Source organism: Acetobacter papayae, from assembly GCF_047721125.1.
Taxonomy (GTDB): domain Bacteria; phylum Pseudomonadota; class Alphaproteobacteria; order Acetobacterales; family Acetobacteraceae; genus Acetobacter; species Acetobacter papayae.
Window position 1 is genome coordinate 42,799 of record NZ_JBDNWF010000004.1, and the last position, 16,652, is coordinate 59,450.

Consider the following 16,652-nt stretch of genomic DNA (forward strand, 5'->3'; position numbering starts at 1 on the left):
AGAGAATGAGTAGGGTTCACACTGTGGAAAAAGAGAGTGTCCAGAATGTACAGGAAGCGTTTCTAAACCAGATTCGCCGCTCCCGTGCGGCGGTGACCGTATTTTTGGTCAATGGCGTCAAGCTGCAGGGGTTTATCACCTGGTTTGACGATCAGGTCATGTTGCTGCGTCGGGATGATCAGACCCAGCTTATTTACAAGCACGCCATAAGCACAGTGATGCCCAGTATCGCCGTCAATCTTTCCGACAATGCAGGGGCTGCTTCGCCAGCCGACAGGGAAACCGGTCTTGGCGACGAGTTTATCTGAACAGAAAAAAGTCGTTGCCACGCGCGCGGCTGTTATCCTGCCGTGGGAGCGCGCGGCACATGGGCAGGACGTACGCGCTGCCGAAGCCCGGCTGGAAGAAGCCGTGGGGCTTACCGCTTCTATCGGCCTGATTATTGTCCGCAAGGCCGTTGTGCTGCTGCGCATGCGCCGCTCTGCAACCTTGCTGGGCAAAGGGCAGGTGGATGCGCTGGCCGCCGCCGTTAAGGCCGATCGGGTTGACGTGGTGGTGGTGGATTCCCGCCTGACACCCGCTCAGCAGCGTAACCTTGAAACGGAACTGGGCTGCAAGGTCATAGACCGTACGGGCCTTATTCTCGATATCTTCGGTGCCCGTGCCGCCACGCGTGAAGGTACGTTGCAGGTTGAGCTTGCGCATCTGGAATACCAGCGCTCGCGCCTTGTAAGGCTGTGGACACATCTTGAACGCCAGCGCGGCGGGTTTGGCTTCCTCGGTGGTCCCGGTGAAACCCAGATCGAAGCCGACCGCCGTATGATCAGCGAGCGGATTGTCAGGCTCAAGAAGGATCTGGAACAGGTGCGCCGTACCCGTGGGCTGCATCGTCAGGCCCGTAAGCGGGTTCCGTTTCCGGTTGTGGCGCTGGTTGGCTATACCAATGCGGGCAAGTCCACCCTGTTCAATGCTCTGACAGGGGCGACCGTCTATGCGCAGGATCAGCTTTTTGCAACGCTCGACCCCACCATGCGGGCCATTACCCTGCCATCCGGGCGGCAGGTAATCCTGTCCGATACGGTGGGGTTCATCAGCGAGTTGCCGACTGAGTTGATTGCCGCTTTCCGTGCAACGCTTGAAGAGGTGGCGGAGGCCGACATCATCCTGCATGTGCGCGATGTGGCCCACCCCGATAGTGCTGCGCAGAAAAAGGATGTGCTGGGTGTGTTGCAGGGCATGGCCCGTGACAACATGCTGGAGCCAGATTGGTCTGGTCGTGTTGTTGAAGTGCTGAACAAGGTCGACCTGCTGGGTGGGGCGGATGCCCTGCCCGGTACGGATGATACCGTGGCAATTTCAGCCATAACCGGCGATGGGCTGGGCAACCTGCTGGCGCGGATTGATGAGCGTATCACCACCGGCATGGAAATGGTGCGCTACCGGTTGGCCCTCTCAGATGGCGCGGCTTCGGCCTGGCTTTATCAGCACGGCGAGGTTTTGCACCGTGCTGATGAGGAAGAACAGACCGATATTACCGTGCGCCTTGCCGCCGAAGACCGCGCGCGGTTTGAACGCCAGTTTACGCATGTAACGGCCATTCTGGCCTGATGTGATTCCCTTCCCCCAACTGGGGGAGGGGGTCAGTCAAATTCAGCCGGACGGTTCGGGTCAGCCCGGTGGGCAAAAAGCAGGTCTATTTCATGCGGGAGTATGCGGCCGGTTGAAAGGTCAGCCGGTATTGCGCTTCTCTCGAAAAAACTGACAGCACTGGTTTCTACACTGGTTCTGGCCTCACCGCCGATGACATCGGCAGTGAAAAACAGCTTGGTAATGGAAAACGGTTCCGGCGGGGTATGGCCCTGATGGTCACGGTCGAACGCCATGGCCAGCTTGGTAATCCGCACGATATATCCAGTTTCTTCCAGAACCTCCTTGGCGGCGTTTTCCGCCGGGGTCAGGTTCACGTCAGCCCAGCCACCCGGCAGGGTCCAGCGATCCTCATCCAGCACTTCTCGCACCATCAGGAGCCGGTTCTGCTCATCAAAAGCGGCCACGCGCACTTCTAGCTTGGGGGTGGCGTAACCGCTTTGCTGGCGGAACAGGTTTTCTATAACGGTGCTGTCGGCCCGGCTTTCGGTCGCCATGATCTGCGCGGCCAGTGTCTGAAGCTGCTCATAGCGTTCGCGGTCGAACGGGTCCTTGACGTAATGCAGGCCGGTTTGGGCAATGGCCTGTATTTCCCGTGCCCAGATCAGCCAGTCAGGGTTTGCCATGGCGTGTTCTCCCGTGTGCGTGTCACAAAAAACGGGAAGGCCTTAGCCCTCCCGTTTCTGTTTTATGTCAAAAACACCCCATCAGACAGACGGGTTTAGAGACTGGCATCCGCGGTCTCGGCCGTGGTTGTGCCGTTTATCAGCAGACCATCGCCATTGGCAGAGACGGTTACGGTCTCTCCATCGTGGATACGGCCTTCAAGCAGCAGTTCCGCCAACTGGTTCTGCAGGTTGCGCTGGATAACCCTCTTGAGCGGGCGGGCGCCATAAACCGGGTCGTAGCCTTCATTGGCCAGCCAAGAATCCGCCAGCGGATCCAGCGTGAGGGTGATCTTGCGGTCATCCAGCAGTTTTTGCAGGCGTTTGATCTGGATATCCACGATCTGGCTCATGTCGGCTTTCTGCAGCCGTGCGAACAGGATAATTTCATCCAGACGGTTGAGGAACTCAGGGCGGAAGTGTTCGCGCACCACCTTCATTACCTGTGCCTGCACCATATCGGTTGTTTCGCCATCAGGCTGGTTGGCCAGATATTCCGAACCGAGGTTGCTGGTCAGGATAATGAGCGTATTGCGGAAATCTACCGTCCTGCCCTGACCATCCGTCAGCCTGCCATCGTCAAGCACCTGTAGAAGAATGTTGAAGACATCCTCATGGGCTTTTTCAACTTCATCAAACAGGATCACCTGATAGGGCCTGCGCCGCACGGCTTCGGTCAGCACACCGCCTTCCTCATACCCCACATAACCGGGAGGGGCGCCAATCAGGCGGGCCACGGCGTGCTTTTCCATGAACTCGCTCATGTCGATACGCAGCAGGGCCTTGTCATCATCGAACAGGAAGCGGGCAAGAGCCTTGGTCAGCTCGGTCTTGCCAACACCCGTCGGGCCAAGGAACAGGAAGGAGCCAATCGGGCGATTGGGATCCTGCAGGCCCGCACGCGCACGGCGCACCGCATTGGCCACGGCCTTGAGTGCGGGTTCCTGCCCGACAACGGAGCGACGCAGTTCGTCTTCCATGCGCAGCAGTTTGGCGCGTTCGCCTTCGAGCATGCGGTCAACCGGAACACCGGTCCAGCGCGAGACTACGGCGGCAACCCCCTGATCCGTTACGGCTTCTGACACCAGATCATTCTGCTTGGCGGGTTCTTCTTCCGTCTTGCGGGTCTGGGCAATCTGGCTTTCCAGATTGGGGATCACGCCATACATCAACTCGGAGGCACGGCCCAGATCACCCCGGCGCTGGGCCACTTCCACATCGGAACGGGCCTGATCAAGTTGCTCCTGCAACTTCTGGGTAGCGTGCACGCGGTCTTTTTCCGCATGCCAGGCAGCACTGAGCGTGTCGGATTTTTCTTCCAGTTCCGCTAGCTCGACTTCCACCGCCTCCAACCTGTCCTTGCTGGCGGTGTCATCTTCCTTGCGGAGCGCTTCACGCTCGATCTTGAGCTGGATGATCCGGCGGTCGAGTTCGTCCAGTTCCTCCGGCTTGCTGTCGATCTGCATACGCAGGCGGCTGGCCGCCTCGTCAATCAGATCAATGGCTTTATCAGGCAGGAAGCGGTCGGTGATGTAACGGTTGGACAGCGTGGCCGCAGCCACCAGCGCCCCATCGGTAATCCGCACGCCATGGTGCAGTTCGTATTTTTCCTTGATGCCACGCAGGATCGAAATCGTGTCCGCAACACTGGGTTCACCCACGAAAACCGGCTGGAAACGCCGGGCGAGAGCGGCATCTTTTTCGATGTATTTGCGGTATTCATCCAGCGTGGTCGCGCCAATGCAGTGCAGCGTGCCGCGTGCCAGTTCGGGCTTGATCAGGTTGGAGGCATCCATCGCGCCATCTGTCCGGCCCGCGCCAACCAGCGTGTGCATTTCATCAATAAAGAGAATGACCTGCCCTTCGGCGGATTCAATCTCTTTCAGCACGGCTTTTAGACGTTCTTCGAACTCACCGCGATATTTCGCACCCGCCACCAGCGCGCCCATATCGAGCGAGAGCAGCTTTTTGTTCCGCAGGGCTTCGGGCACATCGCCATTGACAATACGCTGGGCCAGTCCTTCCACAATGGCGGTCTTGCCCACGCCCGGCTCACCGATCAGGACGGGGTTGTTCTTGCTGCGCCGTGCCAGAACCTGAATGGCCCGGCGAATTTCCTCATCACGCCCGATAACCGGATCAAGCTTGCCCGCCTGTGCGACTTCCGTGACATCACGGGCATATTTCTTGAGCGCGTCGAAATTGGCTTCCGCCCCTTCGCTGGTGACGGTACGGCCCTTGCGAATGGTGGTGATGGCTTTTTCCAGCGCTTCTACGGAAGCACCGTTGTTTTTCAGTGCGTTGCCAGCCGCCGTGTCGGAGGCTGCGAGCGCTGCCAGCAGGCGGTCCTGCGCTACAAAGCTGTCACCCGCTTTTTGCGCACTCTGCTCGGCAAAGTCGAGCGCACGCACAAGGTCAGGGGTTGCTGCAGGCTGGCCAGCGCCACCGCCCTGTACCTTAGGCAGCTTGGCCAGCGCCTGCTCGGTTGCAGCCTTGACGGCTTCGGGGGTGCCGCCCGCAGCACGGATCAGCGAGGATGCAGCCCCTTCGGGGTCATCCAGCATGGCTTTGAGCAGGTGCTCAGGTGTGAGTTGCTGATTGAAGTCACGCAGAGCGATCGTTTGCGCTGCCTGAAGAAAACCGCGTGAACGTTCGGTAAATTTTGCAATATCCATAATAGCCCTCTTGTCCCTTTGAATGAGGCGACCGAAGGCCCTGCTGCCGTCCCTAGTTCAAGGCAACGGGTCAGGGTCTTTTGTTTCTTTTCATAAGATTGGAAGGCCATGGCGGACAGTCAAGGGGGCAGCAGGCATGCAGGCTGGGGCCGATGCAAATAACCCCTGTAAAAAGAAAAAGGGCGGAACCTTGTGCAAGGTTCCGCCCCGTTTCGCGTTGCTGTCAGCGCGGCTTACGCGGCGTTGAGCTGTGCTTCCGCAAATTCGTAGTTCGCCAGCTTGTCGAGGAAGTTGGTGATGTAGTCAGGACGACGGTTGCGGAAGTCGATGTAGTAGGAGTGTTCCCACACATCGGCGGTCAGCAGCGCGGTGCCCTGGCCTTCGGCCAGCGGGTTGGTGCCGTTGGGGGTCTTGGCGATGGCCAGCTTGCCGTCCTTGCCCAGAACCAGCCAGGCCCAGCCTGAACCGAACTGCGAAATGGCGGCCTTGCGGAACTCGTCCTTGAAGGTGTCGATGCTGCCGAAATCAGCCGTGATCTTGGCTCCCAGCTTTTCGGGCATGGCGCCACCCGTGGCGGACAGGCTGTTCCAGAAGAAGGAGTGGTTCCAATGCTGGCCAGCATTGTTGAACAGGCCGGTCAGGTCAGCCTTGCCATGCGCGGCGAGGATGATGTCTTCCAGAGACTTGCCAGCCAGTTCCGGCTTGCCTTCCAGCAGGGTGTTCAGCGTGGTGACATAAGCCTGATGGTGCTTGCCATGATGGAACTCAAGCGTTTCCTGGCACATGCCGCGCGCGGCAAGAGCATTGGTGGTGTAGGGAAGGGATGGCAGTTCGAAAGCCATGGTCAACTCCGTATCAAGTGCAGGGCGTGAGGGGGCGCCTGATCCGGCAACAGCTATGGGCACATGCGCCATGCGTCAAGGGAACGCTCCATGACAAAGGCGCGTGCAGGAGCTTTACCGGGTTCAGGCGCAGGGAATACGCCCTGCTGGTGGGGGCTTGTGGTCAGGCATTCCGTCAGGAATGCTGTGGCGGTATTACGCATGAAAAAGGATCGCGTTGCAACCCGGCAGGACGCGGCCCACGCATTTGGGATTACGGAAAACATAATGACGGCACCCATACAGGCAGCGGATACGGCGTCCATCATGGGCATGGCGGGCAGTGATCCGGACAGGATGCTGTGTGCGGCTTTCATGCCGCCGCCCGCACGTGAACTGGCGTGCACCCTGCTGGCTTTCCATAACGAACTCTTGCGTGCACTCCAGCCCGCACGCTCCAGTGCGGTTGCGGGGCCGCTGGCGGGCATGGTGCGGCTGCAATGGTGGCGTGAGGTAATGGAGGGCACCCGCCCGCCAGAACATGGCCTTGCCCCTGTGCTGCTTCAGGCCGTGGCGGATAAGCGTCTCAGCCGGGAAACAGTGCTCAGGCTCGTGCAGTCAGTGGAAATGGAGCTGGACAGGCAGGCCAGCCCGGACAGCGTGGCAACACCTGAGACATGGGAGCAGATGCTGCGTGATGGCGCAGGGGCACTGGGCGTGGGCATGGGCGAAATTCTGGGTGTTGGGGAAGCCGAAAGCCTGCGGGCGTTGGAATGGTGCGGCATGGCCTATGGCGCAGGGGCTATGCTGCGGCACTGGAGCGTGCTGGAAGGCAGTGGGCGTTTTTTGTTCCCCGGTGCGTTGTCAGCGTTGCATCAGGCAGGCAGTGCATGGGCCGCACAGGCCGAAGCATTCCGGCGGCAGGCGGGGGGGCAGGGGGCTGACTGGCGTTTGGCAGCTTTGCCGTTGGTGCTGGCCCGGCGCGATCTGGCCCGTTATGCCTCAACTGGGCAGGGAGCGGCACAGGCCGGGCGGCCGCGCGGCGTGGCCGACAGGCTGGCCGTCATGCTGGCCGGGTGGAAAGCCGCGCGTGGGCTATCAAAGCACGCGCGGCCTCAAGTTTCGTAATCAGGCGTCGTTGGCGACGATTTTTTCCATAATGCCGATCAGGGCCGAATAATCGGCATCTTCCGCCGCGCGGCGGGTGAGTGAAAGCTGCTGTGTGGTGGCGGCCAGTGTAGGTACTGGCACGGCCAGCCGGGCTGCCGCGTCCATGAACAGGCGCATGTCTTTCTGCATCAGCCGGGTAGGGAACTGCGGCGCGAAATCACCGGTTTTGGCCATGCGGATCTTGCGTTTGTGATGGGGGGATATCACGGCCATTTCATCCAGTGCATCAAAAAGCATGGAGCGGTCGAGCCCGGCAGCCAGTCCGTAAGCGATGGCCTCGGCCACGGCAGCCAGACCCGCCCCCATAATGGCGTTGATAACGAGCTTCAGCCGGGCACCGCTGCCAGCCGGGCCTGCATGTAAGGTCAACCGGCCGATAGCGTCAAAAACGGGCTTGGCGCGCTGCATGGCGGCGTCGTCGCCACCAGCCAGCACTACCAGCGCTGCGGCCTCAGCTTCGGGCGTGCTGCCTGAAACCGGGCAGTCAATCACGGTAATGCCGAGCCTTTGTCCCGCTTCGAACAGTGCCTGCGTAGCTTCGGGGGAAACGGAGCTTGTATTGAGCACAAGCCCGCCGGATTTCATGCCCGCGAATGTGCCCTGCTCACCATACATACAGGTTTCAAGGGCTTCATCATCGGGCACGCATACCAGAATGATATCTGCGGCGCGGGCGACTTCGGCTGCCGTGGCGAGAAAGGGTGTATCGCCATTTCCCCCCTTGCCGGAGGGCGTGTAGGCAACGGTCTTGTAGCCTGTTTTGCCTAGATTGACCGCCATGCGGCTGGCCATGGCACCCAGGCCGATAAAGCCGATGGTCTGTGCTGCTGTCATGATTTTCCGTGACTCCGAAATTTTTCTGCTATCATAGGCCGGAAAAAATGTGCGTCTTCCCGTATGGCGTCACACAGCGTAGCGATTCCACCAAAGGGGTGCAAACCGGCAGGGAGCATACGCATGCTGAGCGTGAAGGAGCCACCCGCACCGGGTAGGCCACGCAGGAAAGCCAGATTGTCGCCATTCCAGAAACAGGTGCTGTTTTACGCCCTGTTCATGATGCCGCTTGTTTCAGACCTGCTGGAAATGGCACACAGTCCCGACCATGCCCGAGCGGTGGTGGAGCAGCAGCATAAGCTCGGGCTCTATGCCTTCCGCTTTCTCTTGAGCTCTCTGCTTGTCTCGCCACTCAGGCGTTTTGCGCGGGTGGATTTCATGGTGTACCGGCGGCCTCTGGGGCTGCTGGCGTTTACATATGCCCTGATACATGCGGCGTTTTACTTGGTCGACATAACGCATCTGAACACCGAGCGGTTGCGGCATGATTTTATGACACATCCGCTATTTGTGTTCGGGCTGCTGGCGCTGCTGCTTTTATCGGTGCTGGCGGTCACCTCTACCCGTGGGGCCATCAGGCATATGGGGTGGCGGTGGGCGCGGTTGCATAGGCTTGTTTATGTGGCGGCGGTGCTGGCCAGTGTGCATTTCTGTCTGGCGTTTCGCACATGGCATGTGGAGGCGTTTATTTACGCTGGCGTGACCATGGCCATACTGGCCCTGCGGTGGCTACCGCCACGCCGGGGCGTTTAAGGCGGTATCGGTTTAGCCGAGCAGGCTTTCGTGTCCCAGTTTTGTCAGCAGGCTGGTAGTGCGTGATGCGGCATTGAGGATACGCACCTGCTTGTGACGTGCGCGCAGGCGGTTGACGGTTTTTTCCAGTGTGGCAGCGGCACTCAGGTCCCATAGCCGGGCATCGGCCAGATCAATGATCACGTCTGGCGCGTTGTCCTGAAAATCCACGGCATCAGGCAAGAGCGAGGCGGAGGCGAAAAAAAGCTCTCCCCGGACATGGTAGGTGCGGGTCTGGCCATCGGCGCTGTCCTGTGTGCTGACCGTAACCAGCCGCATGACCTGAAAGGAAAAAAACAGGCCATTAAGCAGCACACCGCAGGCAACGCCCGCCGCCAGATCATGCGTGGCCACCACAACGGCCACAGTTACGAGCATGACTGCGGAGGACAGGCGCGGATGGCGCAGCAGATCACGTAGGGAAGACCATGAAAACGTGCTGATGGACACCATGATCATGATTGCCACAAGGGCGGCTACCGGCACGCGTGCCACCAGCGGGTGTAATGCCACCAGCAGCAGGAGCAGAAAGGCCCCGGCGGTAAAGGTGGACAGGCGTCCGCGCCCGCCATAGCGCAGGTTGCCAACCGTCTGCCCGATCATACCGCAGCCCGCAATGCCGCCGAACAGCCCGGCCATGATATTGGACAGGCCCAGCCCGGTGCACTCCATGCGCTTGCTGCTATGGGTGTCGGTCATTTCGTCCACCACGGCCGCTGTCATCAGGGATTCCAGCAGCCCCACCATGGCCATGGCAAAGGCATAGGGCAGCACGGTCAGAAGCGCATCGGTGCTCAGCGGCACGGCAGGCAGCGTAAAATGCGGCAGCCCCGTGGGCAATGCGCCCAAATCCGCCACAACCCGCACCGGCATGGGCACGACGGCGCAAAGAGCTGTCAGCACCACGATACAGACAAGGGGGGAGGGAATGGCCGCACTCAGCCGGGGTAGAAGGTACACAATGGCCAGCCCGAGCGCGATCAGGGCGTAGGTGTGCCAGCTTACATGCAGCATTTGCGGAAGCTGGGCTGAAAAAATCAGAATAGCCAGCGCGTTGACAAAGCCTGTCTCCACTTCCCGCGAGACAAAGCACATGATGGATTGCAGACGCAGCAGCCCGAACACGATCTGTATGCCGCCCGCCATCAGAGTTGCCAGCAGCAGGTATTGCAGCCCGTGCGTATGTACCAGACTGGCCGCCACCAGAGCCACCGAACCCGCAGCCCCTGAAATCATACCCGGTCTGCCGCCGGTTATGGCAATCACAACACTAATGACAAAGGACGCAAACAGCCCGACTTCGGGCGCTACCCCCGCGACATAGGAAAAGGCGATCACCTCGGGAATAAGGGCGAACGTGCCCACCATGCCCGAAAGGATGTCGCGGACAGGCTGGCCTGTCCATTCGCGGAGGTAGTTCTGCACTGTCACGGGTTGGCGGTTCCGGTGTCTGTCTCAAGGAAAGGGTGGCGTGTTGCCGGGATAAACCGCCATGCCCCGGCATGAAAGGCTTTTCTGTGCCGGGAAAACACCGCCCCGTCAGCGAGGACGGCGCGGGAGCGATTGTGCCGCGCGCCTGCGCCCTTTATGGCTTGGAGTATGGATGTAGCTGCCAATACCTCTCCCCTGATCTGGATTCTGGCTGGTGAGGCCAGTGGTGACGTGCTGGGCGCACGTCTGATGCAGGCTATCCGCGCGCGGGTGCCGGGTGCGCGTTTTGCCGGTGTGGGCGGGCAGCGCATGACCGAGCAGGGGTTGCACAGTCTTTTCCCTTTGCGTGATCTGGCCGTTATGGGGCTGGTGGAAATTCTGCCCCGCCTGCGCCAGCTTTCACGTAGGCTGGATGAAGCCGTGGCCGATATTACCGCCACCCGCCCAGATCTGGTGGTGACGATCGACAGCCCCGGTTTTGCCCTGCGGCTTTTGCGCCGCATAGCCGGGCTGGGGATTGCGCGCGTGCATTATGTGGCGCCACAGGTCTGGGCATGGCGGCAGAAACGGGTGCGGGAATTCCCCGGCCTGTGGGATGAACTGCTCTGCCTGCTACCATTTGAGCCAGCGTTTTTCAGTAAGCACGGGCTGGCGGCCCGTTTTGTCGGTCATCCGGTGTTGCAGTCCGGAGCCGATCAGGGAGATGCTGCTCGCTTTTACCGCACGCATAACCTGCCCCAAGGTGCGCGGGTGCTGATTCTTATGCCCGGTAGTCGCCGCTCCGAGGTGCCGCGTCTGCTGCCGGTTTTTGGCAGCATGCTGGCCCAGTTGCGCACGCTTTTGCCTGATGTTGTGCCGGTTGTGCCTGTATCCGCTGTCGTGGCTCCGGTGGTGGAGCAGGCTACAGCCCGCTGGCCCGTGCGGCCGGTTATTGTCACCAGCCTGCAGGACAAGCACGATGCCTTTGCCGCAGCGGGAGCCGCGCTGACAAAATCCGGCACCTCCACGCTGGAACTGGCTCTGGCAGGTGTGCCTATGGCGGTGACGTACCGGGTTAACCCCATCACGGCGTTTTTTGCGCGCAGGCTGATCCGCGTGCCGCATGTCGCCATGGTCAATCTGTTGGCAGGGCGGGAAGTTGTGCCTGAACTGTTGCAGGAGAACTGCCGGGCAGATGTGCTGGCCCGTGCAGTATGCCGGTTGTTTGAGGACAAGGCATACGCCGCCGGGCAGAAACAGGCTTTTGCCGAAGTGCTGCACGGGCTGGAAGGGCCGGGGGATACCCAGCCAGCCGATGCGGCTGCGGAAGCCATTCTTGATTTGCTAGCCCGCCGCCCGTCAGCCTGAAACCGCTTAGGGCGCTGAAGCCCTGCTGCCCATGAAGGGTGCAGGGCAGGCGTGTTCAGGCGTGGGTGTGGTAGAGTTCTGCCGGGTCGATTTCGGGCTTGGTCAACTCAATCAGACCTTCGGACGTGGCCGCGCGGTAGAAGCAACTCCGGCGACCGGTATGGCACGCTACACCTATCTGATCGACCAGCAGCAGCACGGCATCGGCATCGCAGTCTATGCGCGCTTCGATCAGGGTTTGGGTCTGGCCGGAGGTTTCGCCCTTGCGCCACAGCCCCTTGCGGCTGCGCGAATAATAGCACACCCGGCCCGTTTGCAGGGTTTCACGCAGGGCCTCGCGGTTCATCCATGCGATCATCAGCACCTCGCCCGTGTCATGCTGCTGGGCAATGGCGGCAACAAGACCGGCTGCATCAAAACGCATCGTGTCCAGCATGCTGTCCAGCGTGGTGGTGTCGGGGGCGGTATAGGGCATGGGGTTTAGTCCGGCGTGGAGTTGGAGGAAACGGGTGGCTGCAGGGCCTCGGCCAGCCATGCTGGCGGGCGGGGTGTCAGGGTATGGCCAGCACAGAGCAGAGGGGCCGCGGGCAGGCCTGTTTTGAGCATGGCCAACCCCAGATGATCCTGTGAGGAACGCAGTGTGCCCACTTCCACCCCATTCTGCTCGATAGGCGTGCCGGGGGCAGGCAGCGGGGTAGTGGCGGCAACAGGCACAAGCCTGCGCTTAACTAGTGCGCGGTAGTGCATTCGGGCTGTTATTTCCTGCCCCATGTAACAGCCTTTACTCCAGGCAATGCCACCTAGCAGGTCCATATTGGCTTCCGCTGCCAGTGTGCGCCCGGTTTCGCAATCCTGTGCACCATCGGGTAGGCCCAGTGCTAGCCGGTGCAGGGCGTAATCCTGTTCCGTGGCGTTGGCCTTGGTGGCGGGGGGAGCATCAATCAGCCGCCAGCCTGCGTTTTCAAGCCGTGGGTCGCGGTAGCTCAGTGCGTTTTCCAGCAGGGTTTCTCCGGCTAGCGTTTCTGTCGCAGCGCCCCACAGGGCATGAACGCTCAGGCCGGTCAGGTCTATCGTTACATCCGCGCGCAGGCGAAAGCGCAGCAACTGGGTGCGCAGGGTTTCCGCCTGTGTGGCGGCGCAGTCCAGCAGCAGGCAGTCGTCTTCAGGGTGGGCCAGCACGAAAAAATCTGCCTGCCAGCGGCCTTGAGGGGTAAGGCAGGCACCCCATGCGGCATCGTTTGGGCCAAGGGCTGCAATATCCGCCGTTACCAGCCCTTGCAAAAAGCGGATACGATCTGCCCCGCTGATACGGATAACCGTTCTGTCTGACAGTCTGGCGCTCTGCGGTGTGCTGTGTGCTGGGGAGGACATGGGGCGCTCCTGTCCGGGCGGTTGGGCTGAATGGGAGAACACCCTACAGCCTGCGGGCTGGGGTTTCAAACCGCCAATGTTTCAAAGACATCGCCTGTAACTGGTTGCGCGCGCACATGTGCGCGATGCCACAGGGCGTAGAACAGCAGCCCCCATGCGGCGGTGCCCTCGCGGGTTTTGTCCGCCGCCATGAAGAGAGCCCGCACCCGCTCGGGGTGGGCGATTTCGGCAATGCAGTCCTGTTTGGCCACCAGTGCGCCCAGTGTCTGCCCGTCCTGTGCAATCCATGAGCCAATTGGCACCGTAAACCCCTGCTTGGGGGCGAAAGGGCGTGCCGCCGGGGCGTGTTGCGCCAGCCAGCGGCGCAGGAGCCATTTGCCCTGACCATTGTGCACACGCAGGTTGTCAGGCAGGCGGCGGGCTACATCAGCCACTACCGGGTCAAGCAGGGGGGTACGACCTTCCAGCCCGTGGGCCATCAGGCAGCGGTCGAGCTTGAGTAGCAGATCATTGGGCAGCCATTCAGCTATATCTACGGCCTGTGCTCGCGCCAGCGGCGTGGCCGCGTGGGCGCAAGCCTGTTCAGCCGCTGCAATACCCGCCCGCCAGTCCGTGTCGGCACCGGGGCGGTCGGCCCGCAGGATGTCGAGCCCGTCAAACACGCCGCGCCGCCATGGGCGTTTGCGGCCTGCCCACCACGGGCGGGTGGCGGCACGGTAGCGCCCGTAACCGCAGAACAGTTCATCCCCGCCTTCACCCGAAAGAATAACCCGGACATCTTGCGCGGCGCGGCGGGCCAGAAACCATGTGGGGATAATGGCGTAATCGGTTGCTGGGTCGTCCATACACGCGACGATTTCAGGCAGGTGCCGCCACACCATGGCGCGCGTGACCATAAGTGTTTCATGCTCGGCCCCTGCTGCCTGTGCCAGTGCGCGGGCGGCTTCGGCTTCGTTGGCGGCCCCCGGCACGTCGAAACTCGCGGTCCATGTATGCAAAGGGGGCGTGGGGTGTGTGGCGGCGCGTTTCAGGCGGCTCATGGCGGTCAGCACGCAGGCACTGTCTATACCGCCGGACAGGAAAAGCCCGAACGGTACATCGGCCCGTTCATGCGCGGACACACTGTTCATCAGCGCGGTATCGAGCAGGGCCAGAGCCCTGTCTTCCGTCGTGCTGCCTTGGGTGCGGGGCAGCAGGTCGCTCCGGTGTGTTACAGGTAGGGCGGGCTGGCGGTAACGTGCGGTTATATGTCCATTGATGATACGCAGGGTTTCGCCGGGCAGAACGCGCCGGATACCGGGGAAAATGGTTTTTTCACCGGGCACGAAACGCAGTTGCAGCATTGTTTCACGCGCTGTGGGGCATAGGGTGCGCTGCACCAGTCCGGCCCGGAGCAGAGCTGCGGGCTCTGAGGCAAAGGCCAGACCATAGGCGGTTTCAGCCATGTAAAGCGGTTTGATGCCAAACGGATCGCGTGAGAGTACCACCTCGCCCGTGCCGGTATCGTGCAGGGCTATGGCGTACATGCCGCGCAGGTGGCGGGGATACTCCACCCCCTCGCGGGTAAATAGGGCCAGAGCGGATTCGCAGTCGCTGCCGGTTGTGAATGCGGCGGGGCCGAGGGTGTGGCGGATTTGCGGGTCGTTATAGATTTCGCCATTGGCGATGAGTGTTGCGGCAGAGTTGCTCAGTGGCTGGTCGCCGCCCGCAAGGTCGATGATGGACAGGCGGGTATGGACAAGATCGGCCCCGCTTTCGCGGCGGATATGCGCGCCGTCTGGCCCCCGGTGGCTCAGTGCTTCTGCCAGAGCGTCCAGCACAGGTAGCGGGCAGGGGGGGGATGCGGCGTCATGGGCCAGCCCGGCAATGCCGCACATCGATCAGTTCTCCACCGTGCTGAGAAAGTCCTGCCATGCGTGCAGGACGGGGGCTGGTGCAAAGGTGCTTTCGTAGGTTGCGCGTCCGGCCTGCGCCAGATTATGCGCCAGCGTGGGGTTTTCCAGCACTTCGTTCAGGGCAGTTGCGAGTGCCGTGGCGTCTTCCACCGGGGCCAGAAGGCCGTTTTTCCCGTGTTCGATCAGCTCTGTCGGGCCTTGTGAGGCGGCGGCCACAACAGGGCGTGTGGCTGAAAAACCCTCGATCACCACATTGCCCAGTGGCTCGTGCCGTGAGGGGCAGACCAATGCCGTGCAGGCCCGGATCAGCCCGCCCGGATCAGCCGCCCAGCCGGGCATGAACACGCGTTCATGAACACCCTCGCGGCGGGCCAGTTCTTCCAGCGCCGCCCGTTCGGGGCCTTCCCCCGCGATAACAAGCGGAATACGGGGCACATGCCGCAGGCTGCGGATCAGGACATCGAAAGCCTTGTTGGTATGCAGGCGGCCAAGGGCCAGTAGAAACGGGGCTCCTTCAGGCAGCCCCTCAGGCCAGATAGCGGGTGTATGCGCCAGATCAGTGGCGAAATTCGGCAGGTAGTGCACCCGCTTTTCGTCCCAGCCCTGTTCGATCATCCATGTTTTCAGCCCGCGTGTATTGCCGATCAGATGCGTGCAGCGGCGATAATAAGCGAGGTCGTAATACCCTCCCAGCCGTCCGGCCAGCACCCAGTCGCCCTTGGGGGTAAACTGGGCGGCGCGGTTCATCCACGCAACGGTAATGCGCGGTGCAAAAGCCTGTAGGGCGCGGCGCAGGCGCGGGCCTGTGCGCAGGTCGAGCCGCCCGCCGAAGGGGAGTTGCAGCGGCTCTGCCCCTCCGTTGCGCAGGCGCGCGGCGCGCTCGGCATTGCGGCGGATGACGGGTAAAACCGGCAGCCCCTGCGCGGCCTGCGCTATGCACAGACGTTCGAAAAACAGTTCGGCCCCCCCGGCGGCGGCTCCTGCCATGACATGGGCGACGCGGGGTAATTCTGTGTCTGTTGTCATGCCGTAGGCTCCTTCAGCAGGGCCAGTGCGGCGCTGGCGACTGTTTCCACGTTCAGTCCTGCAATCGGAGCTTCCCCCTCCGGGCCGGGGGCCGCGACCCAGTGCGCCTGCGGGCCTGCGGGTGCGTATTCCGAAGCGCGCGAAGGCCCGAAAAGCCCCAGCGTGGGGGTGCCAGCAGCAGCGGCCATGTGCATCAGACCGGAATCGTTGCCCACATACAGGGCGCAGCGGGCGAGCAGTGCGGCGGTCTGGGTCAAGGCAAAGCGTCCGCCCATGTCCAGTGCGTGGGGTAGTGCGTCCAGCAGGGGGCGGGCAAGGGCGGCTTCCTGTGCGCCGGGGCCGTAGAAAATGGCGGGGCGTGCTTGCGGATATGCTGTGCTGATGGCCTGCCAGAGAGCAATATGGCGCTCCACCGGCCAGATTTTGCCTGTCCAGTTTGCTGTGGGGCCAAGCGCAATAATCGGCGGTGTGGTGGGGATGAGTGCTTGAGCCTGCGCGCGTTCCACCTCGCTGCACCAGATGGTGGGTAGGGGGGGAGGAGACTGCCCCAGCAGGGCGGCCAGATGTTCAATCCTGCGGCCGGGGCGTCTGCCGCCACGCATGATCAGGCGTCGGCCCGAGCGCAGGAGCAGGGTGGTGGCGGAACCGCGTAGGTCCACCGTTATGTCCCAGCGCTGGCTTACGCAGTCTTTCCATAGCTTCAGCCAGTGCAGGTCATACTGGTGCTTTTCCATGATCAGGATGCGTTCGAGTCCCGGAACATGGCTGAACAGTTCGGCGGGCACCGGCCCACAGGCGATGGTCACGCGCGCGCCCGGGTGGCGGCGCAGCAGTTCGGCCAAAATGCCGGTCGAAATTACCGCATCGCCCAGCCGTGTGGCCGTAATGAAAAGCATGTGCATCACAACAGGTTTATACCGGGTTGCGGGCCTTGTCCAAGCGTTCGCGCATGGGGGTCTCTGGACTTTTGCCCGGCCT

General features: G+C 61.6%; 15 protein-coding genes. 5 read left to right on the top strand and 10 right to left on the bottom strand.

The features are described 5' to 3' along the window. Nucleotides 1–23 precede the first annotated feature (23 nt). Both hfq and hflX read left to right on the top strand, forming a co-directional pair. Nucleotides 24–308: an RNA chaperone Hfq gene (hfq, locus tag ABF757_RS02465; RefSeq protein ID WP_025860538.1), complete on the top strand. Its 285-nt coding sequence runs from the start codon at nt 24–26 to the stop codon at nt 306–308. Further along, the gene (gene hflX / locus ABF757_RS02470) at nt 250–1,608 is read left to right on the top strand and encodes a GTPase HflX (protein ID WP_415480787.1); all 1,359 of its coding nucleotides are present in this window, start codon (nt 250–252) and stop codon (nt 1,606–1,608) included. The genes hfq and hflX overlap by 59 nt, the downstream gene beginning before the upstream one ends. Before the next feature lie 32 nt (nt 1,609–1,640). Here hflX and ABF757_RS02475 read toward each other — a convergent pair whose 3' ends face one another. The 3 genes from ABF757_RS02475 to ABF757_RS02485 form a co-directional block, all read right to left on the bottom strand. Next, entirely contained in the window at nt 1,641–2,273 is a 633-nt protein-coding gene (locus tag ABF757_RS02475) for an NUDIX hydrolase (protein ID WP_081773512.1), read from the bottom strand. Nucleotides 2,274–2,368: 95 nt separating this feature from the next. Further along, the gene (gene clpB / locus ABF757_RS02480) at nt 2,369–4,987 is read right to left on the bottom strand and encodes an ATP-dependent chaperone ClpB (protein WP_415480788.1); all 2,619 of its coding nucleotides are present in this window, start codon (nt 4,985–4,987) and stop codon (nt 2,369–2,371) included. Between the two features lie 233 nt (nt 4,988–5,220). Beyond that, entirely contained in the window at nt 5,221–5,829 is a 609-nt protein-coding gene (locus ABF757_RS02485; protein WP_025860543.1) for a superoxide dismutase, read from the bottom strand. A 267-nt stretch (nt 5,830–6,096) separates the two neighbouring features. Between ABF757_RS02485 and ABF757_RS02490 the strand changes: the two genes are divergently transcribed. Continuing rightward, the gene (locus ABF757_RS02490; RefSeq protein ID WP_415480789.1) at nt 6,097–6,936 is read left to right on the top strand and encodes a squalene/phytoene synthase family protein; all 840 of its coding nucleotides are present in this window, start codon (nt 6,097–6,099) and stop codon (nt 6,934–6,936) included. Here the strand turns inward: ABF757_RS02490 and ABF757_RS02495 are convergent, their stop codons facing one another. After that, the gene (locus ABF757_RS02495; RefSeq protein WP_415480790.1) at nt 6,937–7,812 is read right to left on the bottom strand and encodes an NAD(P)-dependent oxidoreductase; all 876 of its coding nucleotides are present in this window, start codon (nt 7,810–7,812) and stop codon (nt 6,937–6,939) included. Nucleotides 7,813–7,935: 123 nt separating this feature from the next. Here ABF757_RS02495 and ABF757_RS02500 point away from each other — a divergent pair, with 123 nt between their 5' ends. After that, nucleotides 7,936–8,565: a ferric reductase-like transmembrane domain-containing protein gene (locus ABF757_RS02500; protein WP_415480791.1), complete on the top strand. Its 630-nt coding sequence runs from the start codon at nt 7,936–7,938 to the stop codon at nt 8,563–8,565. 12 nt (nt 8,566–8,577) lie between these two features. On the opposite strand, the gene ABF757_RS02505 is transcribed toward ABF757_RS02500, so the two are convergent. Continuing rightward, entirely contained in the window at nt 8,578–10,035 is a 1,458-nt protein-coding gene (locus ABF757_RS02505; RefSeq protein ID WP_415480792.1) for a SulP family inorganic anion transporter, read from the bottom strand. Nucleotides 10,036–10,203: 168 nt separating this feature from the next. On the opposite strand from ABF757_RS02505, the gene lpxB reads away from it, so the two are divergent. Next, nucleotides 10,204–11,382, top strand: a complete 1,179-nt coding sequence (lpxB, locus tag ABF757_RS02510) for a lipid-A-disaccharide synthase (protein WP_025861590.1) — start codon at nt 10,204–10,206, stop codon at nt 11,380–11,382. A gap of 55 nt (nt 11,383–11,437) precedes the next feature. Here the strand turns inward: lpxB and hisI are convergent, their stop codons facing one another. The 5 genes from hisI to ABF757_RS02535 form a co-directional block, all read right to left on the bottom strand. Beyond that, nucleotides 11,438–11,857 carry a phosphoribosyl-AMP cyclohydrolase gene (gene hisI / locus ABF757_RS02515; RefSeq protein ID WP_415480793.1) on the bottom strand — a complete coding sequence of 140 codons (420 nt, stop codon included), beginning with the start codon at nt 11,855–11,857 and terminating at the stop codon, nt 11,438–11,440. A gap of 5 nt (nt 11,858–11,862) precedes the next feature. Beyond that, nucleotides 11,863–12,753: a CAF17-like 4Fe-4S cluster assembly/insertion protein YgfZ gene (gene ygfZ / locus ABF757_RS02520; RefSeq protein ID WP_415480794.1), complete on the bottom strand. Its 891-nt coding sequence runs from the start codon at nt 12,751–12,753 to the stop codon at nt 11,863–11,865. A gap of 65 nt (nt 12,754–12,818) precedes the next feature. Beyond that, a complete protein-coding gene (asnB, locus tag ABF757_RS02525) occupies nt 12,819–14,630 on the bottom strand; it encodes an asparagine synthase (glutamine-hydrolyzing) (RefSeq protein ID WP_415480795.1) in 1,812 nt (603 codons plus the stop codon). Between the two features lie 3 nt (nt 14,631–14,633). After that, complete coding sequence (locus ABF757_RS02530) at nt 14,634–15,674, bottom strand: glycosyltransferase (protein ID WP_415480796.1); 1,041 nt, start codon at nt 15,672–15,674, stop codon at nt 14,634–14,636. Then, nucleotides 15,671–16,576 (bottom strand): glycosyltransferase family 9 protein, encoded by a 906-nt coding sequence (locus tag ABF757_RS02535; RefSeq protein ID WP_415480797.1) that lies wholly within the window; start codon nt 16,574–16,576, stop codon nt 15,671–15,673. The genes ABF757_RS02530 and ABF757_RS02535 overlap by 4 nt, the downstream gene beginning before the upstream one ends. Nucleotides 16,577–16,652 lie beyond the last annotated feature (76 nt).